Annotated in this window: 23 protein-coding genes; 13 read left to right on the forward strand and 10 right to left on the reverse strand. The window is 71.2% G+C overall.

The features are described 5' to 3' along the window. Positions 1-37 precede the first annotated feature (37 nt). The 5 genes from ACWDLG_RS13735 (at position 38) to ACWDLG_RS13755 (ending at position 6,792) form a co-directional block, all read left to right on the forward strand. The gene (locus ACWDLG_RS13735) at positions 38-1,600 is read left to right on the forward strand and encodes an XRE family transcriptional regulator (protein WP_449919524.1); all 1,563 of its coding nucleotides are present in this window, start codon (positions 38-40) and stop codon (positions 1,598-1,600) included. Beyond that, complete coding sequence (locus tag ACWDLG_RS13740; protein ID WP_354915013.1) at positions 1,597-2,079, forward strand: GNAT family N-acetyltransferase; 483 nt, start codon at positions 1,597-1,599, stop codon at positions 2,077-2,079. The genes ACWDLG_RS13735 and ACWDLG_RS13740 overlap by 4 nt, the downstream gene beginning before the upstream one ends. A gap of 1,147 nt (positions 2,080-3,226) precedes the next feature. After that, positions 3,227-4,492, forward strand: coding sequence for a DMT family transporter (locus tag ACWDLG_RS13745; RefSeq protein ID WP_449919528.1), 1,266 nt, complete (start codon positions 3,227-3,229; stop codon positions 4,490-4,492). 149 nt (positions 4,493-4,641) lie between these two features. After that, positions 4,642-6,285, forward strand: coding sequence for a tetratricopeptide repeat protein (locus tag ACWDLG_RS13750; RefSeq protein WP_449919531.1), 1,644 nt, complete (start codon positions 4,642-4,644; stop codon positions 6,283-6,285). Positions 6,286-6,339: 54 nt separating this feature from the next. Next, positions 6,340-6,792, forward strand: a complete 453-nt coding sequence (locus tag ACWDLG_RS13755) for a hypothetical protein (RefSeq protein ID WP_449919535.1) — start codon at positions 6,340-6,342, stop codon at positions 6,790-6,792. Here ACWDLG_RS13755 and ACWDLG_RS13760 read toward each other — a convergent pair. From ACWDLG_RS13760 to ACWDLG_RS13775, 4 genes are all read right to left on the reverse strand, one after another. Further along, positions 6,780-7,799, reverse strand: a complete 1,020-nt coding sequence (locus ACWDLG_RS13760; protein WP_449919538.1) for an ABC transporter ATP-binding protein — start codon at positions 7,797-7,799, stop codon at positions 6,780-6,782. The genes ACWDLG_RS13755 and ACWDLG_RS13760 overlap by 13 nt on opposite strands. Next, positions 7,796-8,599: an ABC transporter permease gene (locus ACWDLG_RS13765; RefSeq protein ID WP_449919540.1), complete on the reverse strand. Its 804-nt coding sequence runs from the start codon at positions 8,597-8,599 to the stop codon at positions 7,796-7,798. The genes ACWDLG_RS13760 and ACWDLG_RS13765 overlap by 4 nt, the downstream gene beginning before the upstream one ends. Beyond that, positions 8,596-9,480 (reverse strand): ABC transporter permease subunit, encoded by an 885-nt coding sequence (locus ACWDLG_RS13770; RefSeq protein WP_449919542.1) that lies wholly within the window; start codon positions 9,478-9,480, stop codon positions 8,596-8,598. Before ACWDLG_RS13770 ends, ACWDLG_RS13765 begins: the two co-directional genes overlap by 4 nt. Positions 9,481-9,620: 140 nt before the next feature. Continuing rightward, positions 9,621-10,700 carry an extracellular solute-binding protein gene (locus ACWDLG_RS13775; protein ID WP_449919543.1) on the reverse strand — a complete coding sequence of 360 codons (1,080 nt, stop codon included), beginning with the start codon at positions 10,698-10,700 and terminating at the stop codon, positions 9,621-9,623. A 288-nt stretch (positions 10,701-10,988) separates the two neighbouring features. Between ACWDLG_RS13775 and ACWDLG_RS13780 the strand changes: the two genes are divergently transcribed. From ACWDLG_RS13780 to ACWDLG_RS13805, 6 genes are all read left to right on the forward strand, one after another. Beyond that, on the forward strand, positions 10,989-12,428 hold the full coding sequence (locus tag ACWDLG_RS13780) for an aldehyde dehydrogenase family protein (RefSeq protein WP_449919546.1): 1,440 nt from the start codon (positions 10,989-10,991) through the stop codon (positions 12,426-12,428). Further along, the gene (locus ACWDLG_RS13785) at positions 12,413-13,309 is read left to right on the forward strand and encodes a CoA transferase subunit A (RefSeq protein WP_449919548.1); all 897 of its coding nucleotides are present in this window, start codon (positions 12,413-12,415) and stop codon (positions 13,307-13,309) included. Before ACWDLG_RS13780 ends, ACWDLG_RS13785 begins: the two co-directional genes overlap by 16 nt. Continuing rightward, positions 13,306-14,058 carry a CoA-transferase subunit beta gene (locus tag ACWDLG_RS13790; RefSeq protein ID WP_449919551.1) on the forward strand — a complete coding sequence of 251 codons (753 nt, stop codon included), beginning with the start codon at positions 13,306-13,308 and terminating at the stop codon, positions 14,056-14,058. The genes ACWDLG_RS13785 and ACWDLG_RS13790 overlap by 4 nt, the downstream gene beginning before the upstream one ends. After that, positions 14,055-14,870 (forward strand): citrate/2-methylcitrate synthase, encoded by an 816-nt coding sequence (locus tag ACWDLG_RS13795; protein WP_449919553.1) that lies wholly within the window; start codon positions 14,055-14,057, stop codon positions 14,868-14,870. Before ACWDLG_RS13790 ends, ACWDLG_RS13795 begins: the two co-directional genes overlap by 4 nt. Before the next feature lie 114 nt (positions 14,871-14,984). Continuing rightward, positions 14,985-15,773 (forward strand): hypothetical protein, encoded by a 789-nt coding sequence (locus ACWDLG_RS13800; protein ID WP_449919556.1) that lies wholly within the window; start codon positions 14,985-14,987, stop codon positions 15,771-15,773. Further along, entirely contained in the window at positions 15,770-15,943 is a 174-nt protein-coding gene (locus tag ACWDLG_RS13805; RefSeq protein WP_449919558.1) for a hypothetical protein, read from the forward strand. Before ACWDLG_RS13800 ends, ACWDLG_RS13805 begins: the two co-directional genes overlap by 4 nt. A 355-nt stretch (positions 15,944-16,298) precedes the next feature. Here ACWDLG_RS13805 and ACWDLG_RS13810 read toward each other — a convergent pair whose 3' ends face one another. Then, a complete protein-coding gene (locus ACWDLG_RS13810; protein ID WP_354914972.1) occupies positions 16,299-16,535 on the reverse strand; it encodes a DUF397 domain-containing protein in 237 nt (78 codons plus the stop codon). Further along, positions 16,532-17,350 carry a helix-turn-helix domain-containing protein gene (locus ACWDLG_RS13815; protein ID WP_449919561.1) on the reverse strand — a complete coding sequence of 273 codons (819 nt, stop codon included), beginning with the start codon at positions 17,348-17,350 and terminating at the stop codon, positions 16,532-16,534. The genes ACWDLG_RS13810 and ACWDLG_RS13815 overlap by 4 nt, the downstream gene beginning before the upstream one ends. Before the next feature lie 153 nt (positions 17,351-17,503). Here ACWDLG_RS13815 and ACWDLG_RS13820 point away from each other — a divergent pair, with 153 nt between their 5' ends. Next, positions 17,504-17,794 carry a hypothetical protein gene (locus ACWDLG_RS13820; protein WP_449919562.1) on the forward strand — a complete coding sequence of 97 codons (291 nt, stop codon included), beginning with the start codon at positions 17,504-17,506 and terminating at the stop codon, positions 17,792-17,794. Here the strand turns inward: ACWDLG_RS13820 and ACWDLG_RS13825 are convergent. Beyond that, the gene (locus ACWDLG_RS13825) at positions 17,775-18,329 is read right to left on the reverse strand and encodes an NUDIX hydrolase (protein ID WP_449919564.1); all 555 of its coding nucleotides are present in this window, start codon (positions 18,327-18,329) and stop codon (positions 17,775-17,777) included. The two genes, ACWDLG_RS13820 and ACWDLG_RS13825, sit on opposite strands and share 20 nt — an antisense overlap. 502 nt (positions 18,330-18,831) lie before the next feature. Beyond that, complete coding sequence (locus ACWDLG_RS13830; RefSeq protein ID WP_449919567.1) at positions 18,832-19,113, reverse strand: ArsR/SmtB family transcription factor; 282 nt, start codon at positions 19,111-19,113, stop codon at positions 18,832-18,834. Between the two features lie 103 nt (positions 19,114-19,216). Here ACWDLG_RS13830 and ACWDLG_RS13835 point away from each other — a divergent pair, with 103 nt between their 5' ends. Next, positions 19,217-20,101, forward strand: coding sequence for a TIGR03620 family F420-dependent LLM class oxidoreductase (locus tag ACWDLG_RS13835; RefSeq protein ID WP_449919568.1), 885 nt, complete (start codon positions 19,217-19,219; stop codon positions 20,099-20,101). 403 nt (positions 20,102-20,504) lie between these two features. On the opposite strand, the gene ACWDLG_RS13840 is transcribed toward ACWDLG_RS13835, so the two are convergent. Both ACWDLG_RS13840 and ACWDLG_RS13845 read right to left on the reverse strand, forming a co-directional pair. After that, complete coding sequence (locus ACWDLG_RS13840) at positions 20,505-20,966, reverse strand: cupin domain-containing protein (RefSeq protein WP_449919570.1); 462 nt, start codon at positions 20,964-20,966, stop codon at positions 20,505-20,507. Between the two features lie 738 nt (positions 20,967-21,704). Then, on the reverse strand, positions 21,705-22,385 hold the full coding sequence (locus ACWDLG_RS13845) for a DUF47 domain-containing protein (RefSeq protein WP_449919572.1): 681 nt from the start codon (positions 22,383-22,385) through the stop codon (positions 21,705-21,707). Between the last annotated feature and the right edge of the window lie 536 nt (positions 22,386-22,921).

Consider the following 22,921-nt stretch of genomic DNA (forward strand, 5'->3'; position numbering starts at 1 on the left):
AGTACAGGTGCCTTGCGGCTCAGAGAGAGGGGCCGGGATGTCCGGCAGGCAGCACAGGGAAACGGAGATCGCCAGGCGGATCCGGGCGAAGGGTCTGGCCACCGGCCGCTCGTGCGCTCAGATCGCCGAGGAGATCCATGAGACCTGTGGTCCCCAGTTCGGCACGACGAGGATCAAGGGGCACCGCCTGGCCCATGGCATCGCGCTGGCCGACGTCATCGAACAGGTGCGCGCGCTGTTCGAGCGTGACCAGAAGCCGGCGCCGGGCATCGGCGAGACGCTGCTGTCGGCCTACGAGAGCGGTCTGAAACGGCCCGGACCCGAGTATCTGCACTACCTGTGCACCGTCTACCGCGTCGAGCCGATCTCTCTCGGCTACGACGGCCCGTGCATCTGCGGTCACGGTCACCGCATGCCGGGCCTGCGCAGCACCGGCAGCGCCGACGACGACAGAGCCGAGCTTCCCTCCAGGCCGCGCGACCTGTGGCTCAGCCGGGACGGCGGCGGCACGGCGGGCGGCGGCTCCGCGGAGGAAGACGAGAACGTCCTGCGCAGGACGTTGTTAAACCTTCTGGACAAGGCGAGCACCGGCCCCATCGGCGAGCTGCCGGCCGAGATCCTCGGCGCCGTGGAGGGCATCCGGCGGCGCATGGACGAGACGCTGGTGATGGCCACGGTCTCGCCGGCGATGCTCGACCAGTGGGAGGAGGCCACGCTCAGCTTCGGCCGGCAGTACACCAGCACACCGCCGCTGCGGCTGCTGTGCGACGTGCTGCTGGAGCTGAGCGCGGTGCGCGCCGCCATGTCGCGCCGCCAGCCGACGGACCTGGCCGAGCGATTGTGCAGGATGGCCGCCCAGCTGTCCGGGCTGAGCGGCATGATCATGATCAACATCGGCGACCACAGGCTGGCCAGGGCCTTCTTCCGTACCGGGCGCACCGCCGCCGACGAGACGGGCGACCGCGCGCTGCGCGCGTGGATCACCGCCCGGGAGTCGCTGGTGCCGCTCTACTACGGCGACGCCCGCGAGGCGCTCAACCTCGCCAAGAAGAGCCGCGACCTGGCCGGGGCCACCCCCTGCGTCGCACAGGCCATGGCTCCGGTCGTCGAGGCCCGCGCGCTCGCGCTGCTGGCCGGCAACAACGGCAAGAAGGAAGTGGTCGACCAGGCCAAGCGCGCCCTGCAGAAGGCGCGCAACGCCTTCACCCACATGAAGGCCCACGAGCAGGAGGACATCGCCTTCGGCTACACCGAGCGCCAGCTCTACTTCTACCAGGGCGACGTGCTCACCAAGCTGGGGCAGACGATCGAGGCCGACATGGTGCTGGAACAGGCGCTGGAGAAATACTCCGACCACATCCTCGACCAGACGCTGATCAGGCTCGACAGGGCGCAGTGCCGACTCATCGAAGGCGACATCGACGAGGCGCTGGAGGTCGCCATCGACGCGGCACGCCGGCTCAAGCCCGAGTACCGCACCGACTTCATCCTCCGGCCCGCCGTCGAGTTCGCCAGGTCCGTGGAGGCCAACGGAGGCACGGACCTCCCGGCCCTCCAGGAGTTCTACGAGCTCATGGGAATCGGGGGAAACAGGGCATGACTCTGGTCATCCGGCGATACCGCTGGTCCGACCTCGACGCGATCTACTCCCTGCACCAGGTGTGCTTGGCCCAGGTCGGCATCGTCCCGGGCGACGGGGTCTACTACGACGACGACTTCCCCCGCATCCACCAGGTCTACCTGGGGTGCGGAGGGGAGTTCCTCGTCGGCGAGGTCGACGGCCGCGTCGTCGCGATGGGCGGCCTGCGCCCGCTCGGCGAGGACACCGTGGAGGTGTGCAGGCTGCGCGTGCACCCCGACCACCAGCGGCGCGGGTTCGGGGCGAGGATGCTGGCGGAGCTGGAGGAGCGGGCGCTGATGCTCGGCTTCTCCAGGCTGCGGGGTGACACGACCATGAGCCAGGGAGCGGCTCTCGCCCTCTACGAACGGCAGGGCTGGACGGAACTGTCCAGGCGGCAGGTGGGCGAGCACATCGTGATCTACGGCGAGAAGAGCCTCGCGCCCGTCCTGGCCCCGTGAACGGCGGCGCCCGGCCCGTCGCCTGACGTCATGGGGGCCGGGTGGCGTGGGCGGCTCGCCGTACCCCTCCACGCCGCCGGCCGAGGTGGCCGGCGGCGCTTGAGACCCCGGCGGAAACCGGATCAGGGCCGTATGGCCACAAGCCTGAGCCCGGCCCTGTCCGACGCTCCCGAGTAGCCGGAAACCCGGCCCGATCCGGCGGCCACAAGCCGCAACCCGGCCCTGCCCGATGACCGGGAGCCCGAAGGCGGCCCGATCCGACGCTCCCGAGAGAGCCGGAACCCTGACACGGACAGCGGGAGCGAGCCGGGCCGGGCTACGAGAGCCGGATCCCGGACATGGGCAGCCCGAGCGGGCCGGGTGGCGCCTGGCGGGCCGGAATCAGGACGCCAGGGCCGGGCGAGCCGGACCGGCCACGAGCGGGCCGGCACCCGGGCCGAGCCGGCGGCCGGCGTTTCGAGCGAGCCGGTGACCGGGGACGTGTGGCCATCGAAACCGCCGTGCTCGGGTGGAGTGGCGCAGCGCTCCAACGGCCGGTCCACCCTCACCGACCCCGGCCGGCCGAGCTCGCCCAAGCCCCCGCGCTTTGTCGCCGGCTCCATGGCCCGGAAAGACGCGTGGGCAGCGGAGAGACGACCGGCCATGGATACGCGGCCTGCAGAGCCCACAGGCAGGGAGGCGCCCAGCCGGCGACGACGGCCGGTGGGGGAGAGGGCGGCCGGCTGGGGTGAGGCGGCCAGGGGAGCGGACCAGGACGGCGGATGACGGGACGGCGTGACCGGTCGACGAAGCTGTCCGGCCGATCGAGACGGGCGGCCGGAAGGTCGACCGGCTGGGGGAGAGATGGCGGGTGGGAGGCGACGAGGGAGGCGGGCCCCGTCTGAGTGCTCGCCGACCCTCCTGCGGGCGGTCATGAACGTTCGGGACCGACCTCGAAACGAGGCGGGTGATGCGGAAGGGTCTGAGGTGAATGCGAATTTTGCCGTGTTCGCTCGGGGGAGTATTGCGGAGCCCGCGAGGTATGGTCTTCCGCCTGCGTGTAAGTGCAGCCCCTCTGGCCTCCGCCGACGGGTCTGCGCGCGCGAACCGTGATGAGATGCTGCACTGCATGGCAGTGGTGCCCGCTCCCCGACCCCTCCTGGGAGCCGTGCTTCTGTTGTTCGTCAGCGCCGCTTGGGGGTCGGCCTTCCCGCTGATGAAGAGCCTCATCGACGAGCCCTTGCACATGTCGGTGACAGACCTTCTCGCGGAGCGCTACACGATCGCCGCCGTCGTGCTGTGGCTCATCAGGCCCAGGTGCCTGGCCCGCCTGGCGAAGGGCACCTGGTCGCGGGGGATCGTGCTGGGGGTCATGTTCGGGGTCGGCCAGACCATGCAGGCCTTCGCGCTGAACGACCTCTCCTCGGCGGTGTCGGGATTCGCCGTCGGCTGCAACGTCGTGATGACGCCGGTGCTCGCGCTGGTCCTCTTCCGCGTCAGGGTGCCGCGGCGCATCTGGTACGGCGTGGCGCTCGCCCTCGTCGGCGTGACGATCTTCGCGGTGATGAAGGGCGACGGGGTGCGGTTCGCCCCGGTGGCGCTGGGTCTCACGCTGTGCGCGGCCGCGCTGTACGCCTGTCACACTCTCGTGCTCGCCAACTTCTCCAGGTCCAACTACAACGCCTACGCCATCACGGTCATCCAGCTGCTCACGATCGGGCTGCTCAACGGGGTGGCGGCCGTCCCCGACGGGCTGGAGGCGCCGCCCGGGCCGTACGGCTGGCTCAAGCTCGCCCACCTGGCGATCGTGTCGTGCGCGCTCGGCTTCCTGGCACGTTCCTTCGGCCAGCGCCATCTGCACGCGGTGCCGAGCGCCATCCTGCTGTCGTCGCAGCCGCTGTGGGTGGCGGTCATCGCGCTGCTGTGCGACGAGCCGGTCGGGCTGAGCGTGGTGGTGGGCGGCCCGTTCATGGCGGCGGCGATGCTGCTGGCCATACCGTCGAAGGGGGAGCCCGTCGTGGTGGGCGATCCGCCCGCGCCGGGGCCGCAGGCGCCGGAGGCCGACGAGAGCCTGCTCAGGGCGGCCAAGCAGGCGGCGGAGGCGCTGGCGTCGCTGCGCGCCCCGGAGCCGGAGCCCGCCCGGCCGGCGGCCCCCGTCAACCTCGATCAGGTCAGGGAGTGCTGGATCAGGGCGGCCGAGCGCGATCCGGACGCGGAGCCCTGGTGCTCGCTGGCGCGCAAGGGCGGCGGCGAGCCCGGCATCGAGCGGTTGATCGAGCACGCGACCGGGATCGTCAGGGCCCGGCAGGAGTTGTCGGCGGAAGCGGGATGCCTGACATTTCCGCTCAGCGGACGGTGTTTGTGCGCATTGCGGCCCGCCCCCGCCAGGGAAGCTGAGGTCGAAGAGGCGCCAGATATCGGTGTTGTGCGGTAAATCAGACTGCTTTCTTATAGGTCTTGAAGTTTGTCGACATCTCAACTACATGTGTCTTTACCGAACAGGGGAGGACGCATGAAGAGGATCGTCGTCCGGAAACCGGGTACCGCCCGGCTCACCGGCACAGCCTCCGTCATCCACAAGGGGTGACCCGACGTGATGCGCCTCCGTCCAGCGGGGAGTCGACGCCGCCGCTGATGCCGCCGATCGACGCGCACCGGCGACCCCACGGCCCCTACACCGTGGCCGCGGCACTGCTCACCCGGCTGGTACCGGGCGCATTGGAACGTTCCCCTGATCTCGTGTCCGCCCACGACATCGAGATCAGGGCGGCGGTCCCGGCGCTGCGCCCGCTGGTGCCCGCCAGGCGGGTCACCATCGACGCGGACCTGCCCGACGACGAGCGCATCCTGGTGCCCGCGCCCCGCCGTACGTTACGCCTGGCCAACGGGCTGGCCGAGTTCGTCGCGGCCGCGGTGCCCGCCGGGAGCGCGCTGGTGGTCCACAACGTCGCGGAGGCCGACCCGACCGACGTCGAGCTGCTGGAGGTGATGGCCCGCCGCATCCCGGCAGCGCGCCTGCGCCTGGAGCTCCACGACGAGGGGCCCGCGCCCGCCGAGGACGGCAGGAGCACCGCCGAGCTCTGGGAGCTGGTCGACCACTGCGTCCGCGAAGGCTTCCTGCACGCGGTCGTCGAGCTGGGCCGGCGGGGGATGGCCATGACCGAGCCGGGCGGCCCTCCCTGGTGGCGCTTCGCGCAGCGGACGGCCACCGCGCTCGGCGGTCTCGGCCGCCAGGAGGAGGCCAGGGACATCTGGGAGCGGGTGCGCAGGAGCAGCCAGGATCCCGCCATGCACGCCGCCGCGGCGTACGGCACCGCGATGCTCGACGCCCGCCACCCCGACCCGGCGCGGCGCGACCTCGGCAGGGCCAGGGGCTGGATCAACCAGGCCATCGCGATCTCCGCCCTGGTGCCCGACCGGGCCTTCAAGCTGGGCTTCGACCGTAACGGGCTGGCGCTGATCGAGCTGCGCGAAGGGCGCCCCGAGAGTGCGCTCGAGCTGGTGGAGTCGGCCATCGAGCTGGCGGCGCGCGAGCTGCCGCCGGATCGTCACCCCGTGCACCGGATGGTGCTGCTGGCCAACAGAGCGCAGCTCATGGCGGTGCTCGGCCACACCAAGGAGGCGCTGGAGGACTACGCCGCCGCTATCGCCATCGACCCGGCCTTTCCCGACTACTACCTCGATCGCGGCAACCTGTGGTTCTCGCTCGGCCGCCACGCCGAGGCGCTGGCCGACTACGACAGCGCGATCGCGCTGAGCCCGCCGTTGCCCGAGGCGTACTACAACAGGGCCGAGGTGCGGGTCGCGCTCGGCGAGGAGGAGGCGGCGCTGGCCGACCTGGCGCATGTCATGGAGCTGGATCCCCGCTACGTCGACGCCGCCATCAACCGCGCGGGCCTGCTGGCGGGTCTCGGACGGGACATCGAGGCGATGGCCGACGTCCGGGCGGGGCTGGCGGTCGCGCCGGGGAACCCGCACCTGCTGACGGTGCTGGGCCAGCTGGAGACCACGGCGGGGCGCCACGAGGAGGCGGCGCGGGCGCTGGAGGCCGCTCTGGCCGCCGCGCCGGGCCTGGCGGCGGCGTGGGCGGGCAGGGGCGCGCTGCGCTACGAGCGCGGCGACCTGGAGGGCGCGGTCGCCGACCTGGACCGGGCGATCGAGCTGGACCCGCACCCCGACCTCTACGCCAACCGGGCCATGGCGCTGCGGGCCATGGGGCGGGAGTGACCGATTCACCTGCGGGGGCGTTCGACCGCACCGCTGATCGCACACAATAGGAGCATGGGGAGGCTCTTGGGGCGGGTCGCGGCGATCTACGGGAGTCTCGGGGCGCTGTGGTGGGTGGGCATCAGCGCCACCAGGACCGCCACCCGCTGCGGTGACTGGCCGTGCCTGTATCCGACGCTCGGCGCCTACCTGGTGGTGACGATCGTGGCGCTGGCCGCGGCGGTGCCCCTGCTTACCCGCGCCGCCGTGGCCCCTGCCCGCCGCGTGGCCCTGACGGCGGCGGCGGTGCTGCTGGCCATCAGGGGCTTCGGCGAGGCGGTGCCGTCCTCGCCGTCCCCGGTGGTGGAGGCGCTGCGCGCCGGTCTCGCCTTCACGGCCGCCGGTACGGTGGCCGCCGTGCTCGCCTCGCCGGGTCTGGCCAGGCGTTGGCGGGTGGCGGGCTGGCTCGCCGTCGCGGCGCTGCCCCTGTCGGGTCTCGCGGTGGTGTGGACGCGCTACGGGTTCTGAGCGGTCTGGGGGAATACCTGCACGTGGTCGGGGTCGACCCTGAAACGCACCTCGTCCCCTGGCGAGATGGCCGCGGCGGCCCGCGAGGGCAGGTCGGCGAAGACCGTCACCGGCTGCCCGTGGACCTCGGCCCGTAGGTAGAGCCGCGTGGTGGCGCCGAGGAAGACGCTGACGTCGACCGTCGCCGGCGTCCCCTCGGCCGCCAGCGACACGTCCTCGGGGCGGAACATGCACAGCACGCGGGAGGAGGGGGCGGGGACGTCGAAGACCCTGCCGTTCACCGCGTCCAGCTCGAGCGTGTTCCTGTTGCCGACGAAGCCCGCGGCGAACCTTGTCGAGGGTGAGCTGTAGATCTCGGCGGGCGGCGCGCACTGCTCGATCTCGCCGTGGTTCATCACCGCGACCCGGTCGGAGATGGCCAGCGCCTCGGCCTGGTCGTGGGTGACGAAGACGGTGGTGATCCCGACCTGGTGCTGGATGCGTCGCACCTCGTCGCGCAGCCGGTGGCGTACCTGGGCGTCCAGCGCCGACAGCGGCTCGTCGAGCAGCAGCACCTGAGGGCGTGGCGACAGGGCGCGGGCCAGCGCGACGCGCTGCTGCTGGCCGCCCGACAGCTGGTTGGGCAACCGGTCGCCCTGCTCGGTGAGGCCGACCAGCTCCAGCATCTCCTCCACCCGCTGCTGGACGTTCCGCTCCTTCCGCACGGTCAGCGGGAAGGCGATGTTGCCCCGCACGGTGAGGTTGGGGAACAGCGCGTAGGACTGGAAGACCATCCCGATGGGCCGCTTGCGGGCGGGCACGCCGGTCATGTCAGTGCCGCCGATCCGCAGCCGACCGCCGTCGAAGGTGGTCAGCCCGGCCACACAGCGCAGCAGCGTCGTCTTGCCGCACCCGGACGGCCCGAGCAGCGCCAGCAGCTCGCCCTGCTCGACGCTGACGCTCACGCCGTTCAGCGCGGTGTGTCCCGCATAGCGCTTGGTGATGCCCTCGAGCACGACGTGACTCAACGCAGGGTCCTTCCGATGGTGGTGACGCGGCCCCTGCCCAGCCGGACGACCAGAGCCGACAGGGCGAACAGGAAGCCGAAGGTGAAGACGGTGACGACGGCCAGGACGTTGGGGTCGCTGAGCGTGCGCGAGACGAACTGGCGCGCCGACCACAGCGGCAGCGTCTCGTAGCTCACCCCGACCAGGATCTTGGCCAGCGCGAACTCGTTCATGGCGGTGGCCACGACCAGCAGCGACCCGGAGACCACCCCGCCCTTGACGGCGGGCAGGACGACTCTGGCGAGCGTCTGCGCAGGGCTCGCCCCGCAGGTGGCCGCCGCCTCGCTCAGCTCGACGGCCCCGGCCGCCAGCAGCGCGCTCTCCACCGCCCAGTACATGAAGGGGAAGGAGATCGCCGCCGTCGCGGCGGCCAGCAGCCAGAAGGTGTGGAACAGCTGGGGCGCGACGGAGGCGGTGACGAGCTGGATGCCCGCGCCGACCACCACCCAGGGGATCGCGAAGGGGATCACCGCGATCGTCTGGATGACCGAGCCGATGCGCGGGTTGCGCACCACCGACCAGTACGCCGCCGGCACCACCAGCAGGATGTCGACGGCCACGACGACCGCCGAAAGCAACAACGACCGGCCGAGCGCCCCGGCGACCTCGGCCCTGGTGAAGAGCTTGGCCCAGTGGGCGAGCGTGTAGCCGTCGGGCAGAGGGGTGTCGGTCCAGCGGGTGGCCAGGGAGTAGAGCAGCGCGGCCAGCAGCGGCAGCGCGAAGTAGGCGCCGAGCAGCGTCAGGAAGATCCGGCGGGTCACAGCCACCTCGCAGCGCGTCGCAGCGACAGCCGGTATATGGCGGTGGCGCCGATGGCCAGCACCATGAGCAGCACCGACAGCACCGCGGCCCGCTCGAAGCCGAACACCGACGACTCCAGCGTGGTGCCGATCTGCAGGGTGATCAGCTTCTGCGATCCGGGCGAGGCGGCCAGCGCGTAGGCCACGGCGTAGACGCCGATCGTCCAGGTGAAGATCAGCAGCCACCCCGCGGTCACGAACGGCGCGAGCACGGGGAGGCCGACGTGGCGCCAGAACTGCCATCGGGTGGCGTGGCAGACCTCGGCGGCCTCCTGCCAGTCGTCCTTCAGCACGCTCAGCGCGGGCAGGGTGAGCAGCACGAACATCGGGATGTTGAAGTACAGGTAGACGATGTTCATCCCGCTGAAGGAGCCGACCGAGGGGAAGGAGATCCCGAGCAGCAGCGTGAGCATCCCGGTGGCGCCGATCAGCGCCACGAAGCCGAACGCCAGCCCGATCCCGGCGAAGTTCGAGGCCACGTTCATGAGCGAGAGCCAGAACGCCTTGCCGCCCAGCCGCATCCTGGTGATCAGCCACGCGGCCGGGGCGCCGAGCGCGGTGGCCAGCGTCGCCTGGACGAACCCGAGCGCCAGCGAGCCGCCGATGGCCCGCAGGTCCAGGGGGCTCTCGATCACCTTGACGATGTTGTCGAGTCCGTAGCCGCCGCCGCGCAGCGCGAAGGTGTCATGCACCAGGCGCAGCGCGGGCAGCACGAGCAGCGCGAACGTGAACGCCAGCAGTGGCAGCGCGGGACCCCATTGCGGGAGAAATCCGCGGGTGGAGAATCTTCCCCCGAGACGCGTGGGGGAAGATTCCTCACCCAGGGTGGGCAATGTTGTCACCGCGGCGGATGTTTCCTGCCCCGCAGTCGCGTCTTGCCCCGCGGTCACATGTGGGCCCGCAGTCACGTCTTGCCCCGCGGTCACAGTCACGTCCTGCCCTGCGGTCACATGTGGGCCCGCAGTCACGTCTTGTCCCACAGTCACGCGAGAACCTTCGACTCCCAGTCGGCGACGATGCTTTCGGGATTCACCTGGGTGATCTCGATCTCCTTGACGGGGGCGTAGGCCGACTCGGGCAGCCAGTTGGCCTTCGCGTCGGCGGGCAGTTGGAGATCACCGTTGAGCGCCCTGACGGGCCGCGCGCCGAACTTGGCGAACATGGTCTGCGCCTCGTCGGACAGCACGTAGTCGAGGAAGGCCTTGAGGAAGTCGCCCTTGCCGGTGTTGTACTTGTTGATCATGAGTCCGGACGGCGACCAGACCGAGCCGTCGCTCGGGATGATCACCTCGACGTCGACGTTCTTCGCCTTCAGCGCCGCCTGCTGGGCCAGGCCGTTGAAGTCGTAGTTGATCTGGATCGGCGCCTCGCCCTTCTCCAGGGTCTCCTCGCTCATCTTGACCGCGCTGATGTTGCCGGCGTCGGTGAGCTTCCTGAAGTAGTCGTAGGCGGGTGCCAGGTTGTCCACCGAGCCGCCGTTGGCGATCGCGGCGGCCACGACCATGGCCTGCCCGGTGCCCGACGAGGTCGGGTTCTTGATGGCCACCTGGCCCTTGTACTCGGGCTTGAGCAGGTCGGCCCAGCTCCGCGGCGGGTTGGTCACCTTGTCGGTGTTGACGACGAACGCGGGCGCGCCCACGAACGTCGCCACCCAGCCGCCCCTGCCCTTCTGCCAGTCCTTGAGCTTGCCCGCCGAGGGCGGCAGGTACTCGGGCACGACGCCCTTGGCCTCGGCGATCGGGCCCCACATCAGGCCGATGTCGCTGGCCGTGCCCACCGGGTTGTCCTTCTCCGCGTCGAACTTGACGATCTCCTCCGACGAGGACATGTCGGTGTCCTTGTGCGCGCAGCTGCCGTTGTGCTTGGCGCAGAAGGTCTTGACCACCTCGCCGTAGTTGGCCCAGTCGGGGGCCAGGCCGTAGGTCGGCAGGTCCTTGCCCTGCTCGGCGATCTTGCTGGTGTCCGGTGCGGCCTGCCAGTCGTAGTCGCCCGAGCCGGACCCGCACGCGGTCAGCGCCAGCGCGGACGCGACCGCCACCACTCCCGAACGGAGATTAGTCATGATTTCCACCCTTCTCAGCCCTTTTCGCACCGAATGATGGCCTTCGTCGGGTATCTCGGCGTCGGCCCCCGGGTGAATTCGGGGTGAACTCCTACAAGGCCGGGCTTTCTCGAATGTCTAGTGCAGTGATTCGGGATGGCCAATGTGCATTTGTCTATCGGCGCTATAGGGAGAGCCGTATAACGCCTCTCTATGAGGGGCATCGGTTTTATCCCACTTGTCCGAATCGTGGTGGGACGTGAGGCTTTGCCGTACGAGAAGAAGACTGAGAGAGATGAAAGGAACTCGATGGGGAGTCGATACCTGCTCAACCACATCGGAGGCGAATGGCGTGCCCCCGAGAGCGGGCAGACCCGGCCGAACCTCAACCCCGGCGACCTCTCCGACCAACTCGGCGACTTCGCCGAGTCTGGCGGGGCGGACGTGGAGCTGGCGGTCGAGGCCGCCACCGCGGCGATGCCCGCGTGGAAGGCGCTCGGCCCGATCAGGCGCGCCGAACACCTGCGGGCCGCCGAGCGCCTGCTGGAGGACAGGGCCGAGGACTTCGCCCAGGCGATCACCCGCGAGCAGGGCAAGCTGCTGAAGGAGGCGCGCGGCGAGGTCAGGCGCGCGCTGGCCATCCTCGACTTCACCGCCGGGGAGGGGCGCAGGCTCAAGGGCGAGACGCTGCCCGCCGAGGAGCCGCGCACGTTCTCCTACACCTTCCGCGCGCCGATCGGCGTCGTCGGGCTCATCACGCCGTGGAACTTCCCGCTGGCCATCCCGATGTGGAAGATCGCGCCCGCGCTCCTCGCCGGATGCGCCGCGGTCTTCAAGCCCTCGCCGTTCACGCCGCTCACCGCGGCCCTGCTCACCGAGGTCTTCGCCGACGCCGGGGTGCCCGCGGGCGTGCTGAACCTGGTCCAGGGGGACATCGCCGCGGGCGAGGCGCTGGTCGCGCACGAGGGCGTGGCCGGCATCAGCTTCACCGGATCGCTGCCCGTGGGCCTGGCCATCCACCAGGCCGGCGCGCGCCGCCTGCTGCGCACCCAGCTGGAGCTCGGCGGCAAGAACGCGGTCCTCGTGCTGAAGGACGCCGACCTGGACAAGGCGGTCAAGGCCACGGTGTTCGGAGCGTTCGGCCAGTCGGGGCAGCGCTGCAGCGCCACCTCCAGGGTCGTCGTGGACGTCGCGGTGAAGGAGGAGTTCCTCGCGCGGCTGGTCGAGCAGGTCGGCGCGCTGCGCGTCGGAGCCGGCGCCGACGAGACGGCCGCCGTCGGACCCGTCGTCAACGAGGCGCGCATGCACGCGTGCCTGGAGGCGATCAAGACCGCCCAGGAGGCGGGCGCCAAGGTGGCCACCGGCGGCGGGCGCGCCCCAGGCAACGGCTGGTTCGTCCAGCCCATCGTGCTGCGCGACGTGCCATGGGACAGCGAGATCGCCCAGGAGGAGATCTTCGGCCCGGTGCTCTCGGTGATCGACTGCGACGGCTTCGACGACGCCATGCGCATCTCCAACTCGGTGAAGTACGGCATGAGCGGCACGATCTTCACCCAGGACCCGGCCACCATCTTCGAGGCCCTCGAGCGCTTCGAGGCCGGCATGCTCCACGTCAACAGGCCCGGTGTGGGCGCCTACGCGCACCTGCCGCACATGGGCGCCAAACTGTCGCAGTTCGGCCCGCCCGAGTGCTCGCCGCAGGTCTGGGACTTCTACACCGAGTGGCGGTCGGCGTGCATAAGCTACTGACCGCCGCCGAGGCGGTCGGGCGGTTCGTGACCTCCGGCGCCACCGTCGGGATGGGCGGCCAGAACATCAACCGCTGCCCCATGGCCCTGGTCCACGAGGTCATCAGGCAGCGCGTCGGCGGCCTGACCGTCGTGGGGTGCAACCTGTCGCTCCCGCTGGACATGCTGGTGGCCGCCCGGCTCGTGGTGCGCACCGAGCAGGGCACCGGCAACCTGGAGCGATACGGCACGCTGTTCGCCTGGCGGCGGGCGGTCGAGCGCGGCGAGGTGACGGTGGGCGACCACTCCCACCTGGCCATGGCCAGCAGGTTCGCCGCGGCGGCGCTCGGCCTGCCGTACCTGCCGACCAGAAGCCTGCTCGGCACCGACCTGCTGGCCGACATGGTCGCCGCGGGCGTCGCCGTCGAGTCGGTGGACCCGTTCGGCGGCCGGCCGCTGGTGCTGGTCAGGGCGCTGGCCCCCGACGTGGCGCTCATCCACGCCAACCGGGCCGACACGGCGGGGAACGTCGTGATCGAAGGGGTGACCTCGCACGAGGTCGACATGGTGCGCGCGGCCCGGGTCACGATCGTCTCCGCCGAGCAGGTGCTGCCCGCGGGGTCCTTCTCCGACCGCCCCGAGCAGGTGACGATCCCCGAGGCGTACGTGACGGCGGTCGTCGAGCAGCCCTTCGGAGCCTTCCCCACCTCCGTCTACCGCGCCTACGACTTCGCCGAAGCGGAGATCAAGGAGTACCAGGGCCTCGGCCGTGCCGGTGACGAGGCGCTGCGCGAGTGGATCGCGGACAACCTCGGCGCCTCCTTCGAGGAGTACCTCGCCACCAGGGACGCCGACGGAAGGCTCCGCGGGGCACTGGCCGACCGGATGAGGAGCCTGGTGTGACCGCCCTTCCCAGAGAACTGCTCGTCGCCGAGGGAGCGCGGCAGATCCGCGACGGCGACCTCGTGATCGTCGGCACCGGGCTCCCACTGCTGGCCGCCACGCTCGCGCAGCGGACCCACGCCCCCGGCGCCAAGCTGGTGATCGAATCGGGTGTGGTGTTCCCCAAGGTCGTGCCCACCCCCGTCTCGGTCGTCGACCCCAGGCTCATGCACGGCGCCGCCCGCCACGGCTCGCTGTTCGAGGCGCTCGGCGGGCTCGTGCAGCGCGGGCTCGTGCGCACCGGGTTCCTCGGCGGCGCCGAGATCGACCAGTACGCCAACATCAACTCCACCACCGTCGCGGGCAAACGCCTGCCTGGCAGCGGCGGCGCCAACGACATCGCCAGCCACTGCTCGCAGGTGGTCGTCCTCACCGACCACGAGCGGCGCCGATTCCCCGCCCGCTGCGGCTACGTCACCAGCCCCGGCTTCCTCGGCGGGCCCGGCGAACGGGCCAAGGCGGGCCTCGGGCCGCTGCGCGTGAAGGTCGTCACCGACCTGTGCGTCATGGAGGCCGAGGACTGCGCCCTCACCGTCACCGCGCTCATGCCGGGCGCCACCCGGCAGGCCGTCCTGGACAGCACGGGTTTCGCGCCCGCGTTCGCCGACGTGCTGGAGACCGTCCTGCCGCCGGACCCCGAGGAGCTTCGCCTGCTGCGCGAGGAGATCGACCCGGCGTGCGTGTACTTTCCCGAAAGGATCGCCCGATGAAGAAGCCGTTCGCCTGGGAGACGGCCATCGCATGGAAGAACAAGGACCGCATCGTCATCCGCGGCTACGACGTCAACGAGCTGACCGGCGCCATCTCCTTCGGTGAGCACTTCCACCTGGTGCTGAAGGGCGAGCTGCCCACGCCCGAGGTCGGCAGGATGACCGAGGCGATCATGGTCAACATGGCCGAGCACGCCATGTCGCCCTCCTCCGCCACCGTCCGGTTCGCCACCGCGGGCGGCGCCGAGCTCAACGCCGCCGTCGCCGCGGGCGTCGCCGGCATCGGCCGCCTGCACGGCACCGCTGACCGTCCTGCCGAGATGTTCCTCGGCGTGGCGGCCAGAGCCGAGCAGGACGGGCTGAGCGACCGCGAGGCCGCCGCCAAGATCGTCGCCGAGATGCGGGAACGGCGCGAGCGGATGCCCGGCTTCCACCACGCCCAGCACATCCGCGACCCGCGCACCGTCAGGCTCATGGAGCTGTCGGACTCCCTGGGCGTCACCGGCAGGTACGTCGCGATCGCCCGCGCGATGGAGGACGCCACCGAGGACGTCTTCGGCCGGCGGATCTGGATCAACGGACCCGGCGCGATGGGATGCATCGGCCTGGACATGGGCTACGAGCCGCTCCAGCTGAAGGCGCTGTTCATCGTGTGCAGGTCGCTGTCGCTCTGCGCGCACTCCATCGAGGAGGCGACGCGCGAGAAGGGCTGGCGCGCCTCGGCCAACTCGCCCATGGTGCAGCCGCTGGACCTGTCGATGCAGGGCCCCGACCACTACGACGGCCCCGCGGACCGGTCCCTGTCCGGCTGACCCCCTCGGCCTCGGGGCCACTCCGGGGCGCTTGCCGGCATCCGCGCGGGCGCCTGGATCCAGGTGGCCCCGGAGGCGGCCGTGTCACGGGGACGGCCGTTGTAACATCGGCCGATGAGCACGAGCTTCGCCGCGGCCCTGCGTGACCTGCGCCCGGGCGCGAGCGCACAGGCCGCCGCGATCACCAGGGGAGTGAGCGGGCCCGCCGCCACGGTGCCCTCGCGCACCATCACGCTCACCCACGGTCTCGAACGGCTCCGCTGCGCCTCGCTGCTCAAACCCCTGTACTGCTGGGCCGCCGCGGCACACGTCACCGACCAGGGGTTCTGGCGCGCCCACGCCGAGCCCGCCGTCGTCACCTCCTCCAACAGCGACACCAGGGCGCTCTGGCTGGCCGTCGGGCCCGCGGTGATCCTGTCCGAGATCCACCGGCGCACGGGAGCGACCTGGACCCAGGGCAACGGCGACCCGTCCCGCTTCGGCTCGGTCGAGGTCGCCGCCGCCGAGGTCGCCACCGCCTACACCGCCCTCGCCCAGGCCGCCCTCGCCGGCGACCCCGTGGCCGCCGAGGTGCTGTCATGGATGCGGGAGGTGCCCGGGCGGCAGGCGTTCGGCGTGCGGGAGGCGCTGGCCGTACCCGACGCGGCCGTCAAGTGCGGCTGGTACGGCGGCGCCGACGAGAGCTGGCTGCGCACCCACGCCGTCGCCGTCATCCCGCGCGGCGGCACCGGAGTGACCGTGGTCGTCGGCCTGACCGCGCAGCTCTACACCGACGAGCTCGAACGCGAGCTCTACCATGCCAGGGTGGCCCAAGGGCTGCCGGTGGAGGCGGAGCACGAGCGGGCCTGCGGTCCGCTGCTGCGCGCCCTGATGTCGACCGCGCACAACGAGGTGATCGCGTGAGCCTGATGCCTGAGCGGCCGGCCCTGCCGGCTCGCACCCTGCCTGCCCGCTCGCTGCCCGCGAGGTCGCTGCCGGCGCGGCAGCTGCCGCCCCGGGACACGCCGCTGCCCGCCACGGCTCCCCGCGCGCTACCCGCCAGGTCGCTGCCGGCGCGCGGCAGCAGGGCATGAGGTCGGCCGCTCCGGGCGGGTGCGACGCGTAACGGCCGCGTGCCTGTGCCCGCTCGGCGGGCCGGTGTGCCGGGGGCTCCGCTCGGCGGGCCGGTGTGCCTGTGCCCGCTCGGTGGGCCCGCGTGCCTCGGGGCTCCGCTCCGTGGGTCGGCGGGCGTCATGGCGGCGGAGGCGGGCGTCGGCCACCCGGCGCGCTCGCGCGGCCGTGGCCCGACACGCCCGCCGAGCCTGCGCTCGAGGCGGCGAGCAAGGGGTTCTCAGGTCGGATCACCCTGGGATCGGCCAGAAGTGCTCTGAGCCGGGCACGCGGCACGCCTCCGCGAGCCCGGGTGTGCGGTAGGGACCAGGCGCCGGATCAGGCCAGGTCGTCGAATTCGCCGTCCTTCATGCCGAGCCGGAAAGCCTCCCACTCGGCCTCGGTGAAGAACAGTCTCGGTCCGTCGGGGTCCTTGGAGTCACGCAGGACGAAGAGCCTGTCCTGGTCGGGCTTGTGAGCGGCGCCGTCCCCGGGCGTGTCGAGGACGGCTACTTCGACGCAGTCCCCGCCATTGCCACCGCTACGGCGGGCCTTACGCCATGTGAGGTCATTCATATGCTCTCCTCCACTTTCGACAGCAAATTTAGACTTGCGTGAACCGGTAAGGCGAGTGACCTGATCACGTCATATCTGCGGGCGATGGACTCGACGTCCACAGGACGATCGGTGACATACCCCTCGCCCGCCGATTCCAGATAGACGAGATCCGGCTCGCCGGGAACCTTCGCGATGACGAAGGCACCGGTCAACCCCGGCACCGCCTGGGCGTCGACAGGGACGACCTGCACGGTGACGTTGGGCAACTCGGCCGACTCCAGCAGCGCGCGCACCTGCCCGCGCATCGTCGCCCCCGAGCCGACCGGCCTGCGGACCACCCACTCGTCCAGCACCACCCAGTACATCGGCGGATCGGGCCGGTGCAGGACCGCCTGCCTGGTCATGCGCGCCGACACCGCCTCCTCCGCCTGCTCCGCCGTGGCGGCGGGCTCCCTGCGGAAGATCTCCCGCGCGTAGTCCTCCGTCTGCAGCAGGCCGGGGATCAGCAACGGCTGCCACGTCTGCAACGTGCGCGCCGTCTGCTCGATCTCCAGCCACGGACGGAACCAGGCAGGGTAGGCCGCCTGCCGTACCAGAGGCCACAGTCTCAGCAGCGACCCGCCGGTCTCGAGCACCGCGTCGGCGCGCTCGGCGAAGTCACGGGACGGCGTGCGCCTGGCCAGCTCGATCGCGCAGACCAGGGACAGCGAATAGCTCAACCGCTCGGCCAACTGCTCCTGGGAGAGGCCCGCACGCGTGCGGAACTCCCTCAGCTCCGAGCCGAAGAACGCCAGCGGGCTGGAGCTCGGATCGAGCTCGCGTGCAGCAGGCATCGGGGGCTCCGGTTCTACAGAGGTTCTACAAAAGCGGGCCGGCGTTCACACACCCCAGGTGTGCGACCGGAATCCATACCTAGAGTAGTCACTTGAATGCAGGCTGGGGTCACGGACCGCGGAATCTCCCCGATCTAAGGATGTGTGGTGCTTATGGGTGCCATCTACACCCAACGGGTGGAAGAAGAACAGATCCAGCAGCTCGGATGGGTGCAGGACCGGCTCGCGGAGGCCGGCAGGCGCGCTCTCCTGGTCAGACACCTCCGGCTGACGCTCCTGCAGAACAGGTACGACCCGCCTGAACGCGGCGGGCCCGTGCTCATCGCGGGCCCGCTGAAGATCAGTGTGGACGGCGGGTTCCACGTCGAACACGACGACGGGCGCACCGCCGACTTCCACGACGCCGACCAGGTCGCCGCCTACGTCACCAGCTCAGTCTCCTGATCACCTCGGGCAGCTCCGGCGGATCGAGCCGGCCCGGCAGTGAGCGCAGCTCCTCGGCGCTGAACCAGCCGTGGCCGAGGAAGGCCTCGCTCTCCTCCTCCGTGAGCTCACCCGGCCGCACCCCGGGACGCGCCTCGTCGAAACGGGCGACGAAGAAGGGCTCGACCTTCACGTACCGAACGCCCAGCCACGTGAAGTCCCGATCCACCGCGACCCACCTGTCCTGAACCGCGCCACCCGGCAGGCCCGTCTCCTCGGCCAGCTCGCGTCTGGCCGCCTCCAGCGGCGTCTCGCCAGGGTCGAGCCCCCCTCCAGGAGGCTCCCAGATCGCCTCGCCGCTGACCCGGTCGTACCAGTTCATCAGCAGCACCCTGCCGTCGCGATCGAGACACACCACCCGCGCCGCCGGCCGATCACTGCTCACCGCGCCCCCGCGTTCGTCGTCCTCTTGCCCGTGGTCGTCGTCCTCTTGCACGGCCCGCCCGCTCTTGTACGGCCCGCCCGCTCTTATGGCACGCTCGCTCTTGTACGGCATGCCCGCGACAGGCCGCCGTGGTCACCGGTGACCATCCGTCGATCACGCTACTCCAGCAGGACTTCGCGTCTCCCGGCGACGTGGCATCGAGAGCTCGCTCCTTCATCGGCCTTGTCTCCGCCGGTCTCGTTGTCTGCTGGCCTTGTCTCCGTGGGTCTCGCCTTCGCCGGCCCCGTCTTCGCCAGCCGGCTTTCGTCGGCCGCGTCTTCATCGGTCTCATCTGCGCCTGCCGGTCTGCGCCTGCCGGTCTGCGCTCGAACGGGTGGGGGTCGGGGAGGTGGTCAGCGTTCGGGCGGGACCGGATCGGGCGGGCCGGGGAGGTGGTCAGCGTTCGGGCGGGACCGGATCGGGCGGGCCGGGGAGGTGGTGGGCGTTCGGGTGGGGCCGGGTCGGGCGGGTCGGGAAGGTGGTCAGCGTTCGGGCAGGTGGGCCGGGGAGGGGGTCAGCGTTCGGGCAGGCGGGCCGGGGTCGGGTGGGCCGGGGAGGGGAGTCAGGAAAGCGGTCAGTGCTCGGACAGGACCAGGGCGAGCAGGCCGGGGAAGCGGGCGTCGAACTCCTCGCGGCGCAGCCGGTTGAGCCGCCTGGCCCCCTCGTCGCGCTGTTCGAGCAGGCCGACGTTGCGCAGCACCGTGAAGTGGTGGCTCAGGGTCGACTTGGCGACCGGCAGCTCCTTGAACGTGCCGCAGGCCAGCGACCAGTCGGGCACCTCCGCCAGCTCGCGCACGATGGACCGCCTGATCGGGTCGGACAGTGCGTCGAGCGCCGCCTGCAACGAGGCCTCCATGGGGGAGCCGTGGGTCAGCTGGCGTCCTCTGTTCGACTGCTGTCGAACACTCGTGTAATGTTCCATCTCGATCGAACAGCCTACCCGAGAGGTCGCGACAGTGATGGACAACGGTCGGATCGGCGTGTGGTATCCCCTGTTCGGCAGGGCGCCTGCGCCGGTCGTCCGCGAGGCGGCCGCCGAGCTGGAGGAACTCGGCTACTCCACACTCTGGGTCAACGAGAACTCCACGAGCAGGGAGCCGTTCGCGAGCGCCGCCCTGCTGCTCGCCGCGACCACGCGGATCGCGGTCGGCACCGGCATCGCCAACATCTGGGCCCGCGACGCCACCGCGATGGCGGCCGGGCGTGCCACGCTCGGTGAGGCCTACCCGGGCAGGTTCGTGCTCGGCATCGGCGTCAGCCACGGCGGCCTCGTCACCGGGCGGGGCCACGCCTACGACAAGCCCCTCACGGCGATGCGCGCCTACCTCGACGGCATGGACGCGGCGGCCACGGGCATGGTGTCGGGCGGTGACGCCCCCCGGCTGCTGGCGGCGCTGCGGCCCAGGATGCTGGAGCTGTCACGGGACAGGGCGGACGGCGCGCACACCTACTTCGGCCCGCCCGAGCACACCGCCCGTGCCCGCGCGATCCTCGGCAAGGAACGGTTGCTGGTGCCGGAGCTCGCCGTCATCCTGGAGCCCGACCCGGCGAAGGCCCGCCAGGCGGCGCGCGAGCACATGGCCTACTACCTCGCCCTGCCCAACTACGTGAACAACCTGCGCGATCTCGGCTACACCGACGCCGACTTCGCCGACGGCGGCAGCGACCGCCTGGCGGACGCGATCGTGGCCTGGGGCGACGAGCAGGCGGTCGCCAAGCGCGTCCGGGCCCACCTGGACGCCGGCGCCGACCACATCGCCCTGCAACCGCTGACGGCAGGCGGCTTCGACATGGCCGACGGCATGCGGCAACTCACCCGGCTCGCCGACACCCTGGACCTCTGAACCGGCCGCCGGCGCCGCGGTGGACCTTCGAACCGGCCGCTGGTTCCCCGGCGAACGTTGAATCGGTTGCCTGTGTCGCGGTGGACCTTCGGATCGGCCGCTGGTTCCCCGGCGAACGTTTGAATTGGCTGTCTGTGTCGCGGTGGACCTTTGGATCGGCTGTTGGTGTCGCGGTGGACGGGTGAATCGGCCGTCGGCGCCACGGCGAATCTCTGAACCGACCGTCGGCGCCGCGGCCCGCCCGCCGACGAGAGCGGCACGGCTGGCGATGCCGGTCACCGTGTCCGCTCGAGGCGGGGCGCCATCGTCCCCGGACCTGCACAGCCCGCTCCGGCCACTCAACGGCTCGGGCGTCCCAGGTTGTCCCGGCTGGGCCTGTTGTCCCGGCTGGGCCTGGCACCCGCTAGAACGAGCTGGTGCGGTGGCGGGCGCGGAACTCCGCCAGAAGCTCGTCGGTCACCTCCGCGCCGGCCGCCACGGCCTCGTGCACCTCGCGGAAGTAGCCCTCATACCCGGCCGGCGTGTAGAGGCACAGGGCCTGGACCGGCTCCGTCCCAGCGTTGCGGAAGCCGTGCGGGGTGCCGCGTGCGGCGGCGAGCAGGTGGCCGGGGCCGACTGTCACCTCACCGTCGCCGTGGTGCAGGGTCAGGTCGCCGCGCAGGACGTAGAAGTACTCGTCGTGACCGTGATGCACGTGCGGGCGGGCCCCGACCACGCCCCCCGCCAGGGTGAACTCCTCGAACGCGAAGCGGCCGCCGGTGTGCTCGCCCGTCAGCCGGAAGAAGTGGGCCACTCCCGCCACGTCGATCAGCTCGCCGTCCTCGGGGTGACGCAGTAACGGGCGCGGCATCTCGTTGTCGATCATCCCTGCATTATCGGGTGACGGCGTCCGAGACGTCCCAGCAGGTCCAGACCGCGGCGCTACCAGCCGCCCTGGGAGGAGCCGCGGGAGGCCTTAGGAACGTGCGTGCCTGGGAGGATGCGCGGCGCTCATTCCCTGGGGTTCGCTCGGCCACCATAGGGACCAGCCAGGCCCGCTCGGCATTCGGCGCCAGCCAGGCCCGTTCGTCATTCGGCGCCAGCCACGCCTGCTCGGCATTCGGACCGCCAGTGCCCTGGCCTGCGAGCGGGTGAGCGCTTTTCGGTCCGGTCCCCACCGGGTCGACGAGGGCGCGGTGTGGCACCGGAGGGTTTCCCGCTGGACGATCTCCTCCGGTTCGTGGTCGTCTGTACGGCTCGCACGAGCCGGCTCTCAACGGCGTAGGTCTTACGAAGACCGTCGTCTGGCGGCTCCTTCGCCCGGGGTGGGCCCGCGCGGCGGGGATAAGGGCGCCTTCGCCCAGGGGTGGGCCCGCGCGGGGGGATAGCGCGCCTTCGCCCGGAGGTGGGCCCACGCGGTGGGGACGGCGCGCCTTCGCCCAGAGGTAGGCCGCGCGGGGGGATAAGGGCGCCTTCGCCCAGGGGTGGGCCCGCGCGGTGGGGATGGCGCGCCTTCGCTCAGGGGTGGGCCCGCGCGGTGGGGATGGCGCAGCTTCGCCCGGGTGTGGGCCTACGTCGTGGCCGGATGCGGGCTCCTTCGGCCAGGGAAGGCGCCTGCGTGAGGTCAGCGCTTCATGGCGCCGTCGGCGATGGCGTCGGCCGCGTCGCCGATGGCCATGCCGACGATCTCCAGGCGCCGGACGAGTTCCCGCTCCTTCATCGCGTCGGCGGTCACCTCCCCCGAGAAGATCCGGGCGATCTCGTACTGGTACATCCGCCGGACGGCGCCTCCCGCCTTCTTGGCCTCCAACGCGTCGTGCACCACCGCCGAAGGCCGGGACGCGAGGTCCTGCACCGCGCTCTCCAGCGCCTCGATACCCACGATCACCTGGTCCAGCAGCGGAGCGAACCTGATCTGATCCGGTACCCGGTACAGGTGCGACTCCCGCACGAAGTCACGCAACGAGTCCAGCACGTCGTCGATGGAGCGGGACAGCCGGAACAGGTCCTCCCTGTCGATGGGTGTGACCAGCGCGTTCTTGAGCTCTTCGACCAGGCGGGCGCGTTCGGTGTCGCCGAAGTGTTCGATGGACCGCATCTGCTCGTGCGCGCCGGTCCTGCCCACCTCGCCGCTGATCATCGCCATGGCCAGCCAGGCGCCCTCCTTGGTCGCCTCCAGCTGTCCGGCGAGCGCGTCGGTGAGGGCACCGTCCATCCGCCCGGCCAGCAGGTCGCGAATCCGGCTCAGCCGTTTCGCCGGGCGCCTGCCGTCCTGCGCCCGCGCCCTGGCATCACCGGCACTCATCCGTACGCCTCCGGGCCGCCACACACCGTTGGCGGCGATGCCTCGTCCCGAAGGCCCGCTGTGCCTTCGAGCCTCTTCGTCGTCCTGGCTCTGTCGTCCCGCGTCGGTCTCTCCCTGCGTCCGTGGCGCCGACTCCATGTCCCACCCTTCCAGACTCCGCCTCCCTGTCCCGGGACTCCGGCTTCCGTCCCGCCACCGGCTCCGTTTCGGAACGAACTCCCATACTCGGTCTTCCCGGTCCGGGGCGTCGTTCTCGGGAGTCCGCCGGGTTTCGGTACCGCCGGGCCCGTTGCTCGCTCACGGCACGGCCTCGGACCTGCCGGTGGGCGGGGCGGCACGTTCTCTTCGGGGGATCGCCGGCTGCCCGCTTCTTGACGGCATGCCCAGGGCGCGCCCCGGCCCCGGTTCCACGACACAGCCGCCCATCCTTCGGCTTCGTGCCTTCGGCTTCGTGCCTTCGGCTTCGTGCCTTCGGCTTCGTGCCTTCGGCTTCGTGCCTTCGGCTTCGTGCCTTCGGCTTCGTGCCTTCGGCTTCC

The organism is Nonomuraea sp. NPDC003727, from assembly GCF_053586935.1.

What these genes read in the sequence shown, in the direction of transcription:
- ACWDLG_RS13735 (WP_449919524.1), top strand. Translation starts at nt 38, where the DNA reads ATGTCCGGCAGGCAGCACAGGGAAACGGAGATCGCCAGGCGGATCCGG.
- ACWDLG_RS13740 (WP_354915013.1), top strand. Translation starts at nt 1,597, where the DNA reads ATGACTCTGGTCATCCGGCGATACCGCTGGTCCGACCTCGACGCGATC.
- ACWDLG_RS13755 (WP_449919535.1), top strand. Translation starts at nt 6,340, where the DNA reads ATGGGGAGGCTCTTGGGGCGGGTCGCGGCGATCTACGGGAGTCTCGGG.
- ACWDLG_RS13775 (WP_449919543.1), bottom strand. Translation starts at nt 10,700, where the DNA reads ATGACTAATCTCCGTTCGGGAGTGGTGGCGGTCGCGTCCGCGCTGGCG.
- ACWDLG_RS13780 (WP_449919546.1), top strand. Translation starts at nt 10,989, where the DNA reads ATGGGGAGTCGATACCTGCTCAACCACATCGGAGGCGAATGGCGTGCC.
- ACWDLG_RS13795 (WP_449919553.1), top strand. Translation starts at nt 14,055, where the DNA reads ATGAAGAAGCCGTTCGCCTGGGAGACGGCCATCGCATGGAAGAACAAG.
- ACWDLG_RS13800 (WP_449919556.1), top strand. Translation starts at nt 14,985, where the DNA reads ATGAGCACGAGCTTCGCCGCGGCCCTGCGTGACCTGCGCCCGGGCGCG.
- ACWDLG_RS13810 (WP_354914972.1), bottom strand. Translation starts at nt 16,535, where the DNA reads ATGAATGACCTCACATGGCGTAAGGCCCGCCGTAGCGGTGGCAATGGC.
- ACWDLG_RS13815 (WP_449919561.1), bottom strand. Translation starts at nt 17,350, where the DNA reads ATGCCTGCTGCACGCGAGCTCGATCCGAGCTCCAGCCCGCTGGCGTTC.
- ACWDLG_RS13820 (WP_449919562.1), top strand. Translation starts at nt 17,504, where the DNA reads ATGGGTGCCATCTACACCCAACGGGTGGAAGAAGAACAGATCCAGCAG.
- ACWDLG_RS13825 (WP_449919564.1), bottom strand. Translation starts at nt 18,329, where the DNA reads ATGCCGTACAAGAGCGAGCGTGCCATAAGAGCGGGCGGGCCGTACAAG.
- ACWDLG_RS13830 (WP_449919567.1), bottom strand. Translation starts at nt 19,113, where the DNA reads ATGGAGGCCTCGTTGCAGGCGGCGCTCGACGCACTGTCCGACCCGATC.
- ACWDLG_RS13835 (WP_449919568.1), top strand. Translation starts at nt 19,217, where the DNA reads ATGGACAACGGTCGGATCGGCGTGTGGTATCCCCTGTTCGGCAGGGCG.
- ACWDLG_RS13840 (WP_449919570.1), bottom strand. Translation starts at nt 20,966, where the DNA reads ATGATCGACAACGAGATGCCGCGCCCGTTACTGCGTCACCCCGAGGAC.
- ACWDLG_RS13845 (WP_449919572.1), bottom strand. Translation starts at nt 22,385, where the DNA reads ATGAGTGCCGGTGATGCCAGGGCGCGGGCGCAGGACGGCAGGCGCCCG.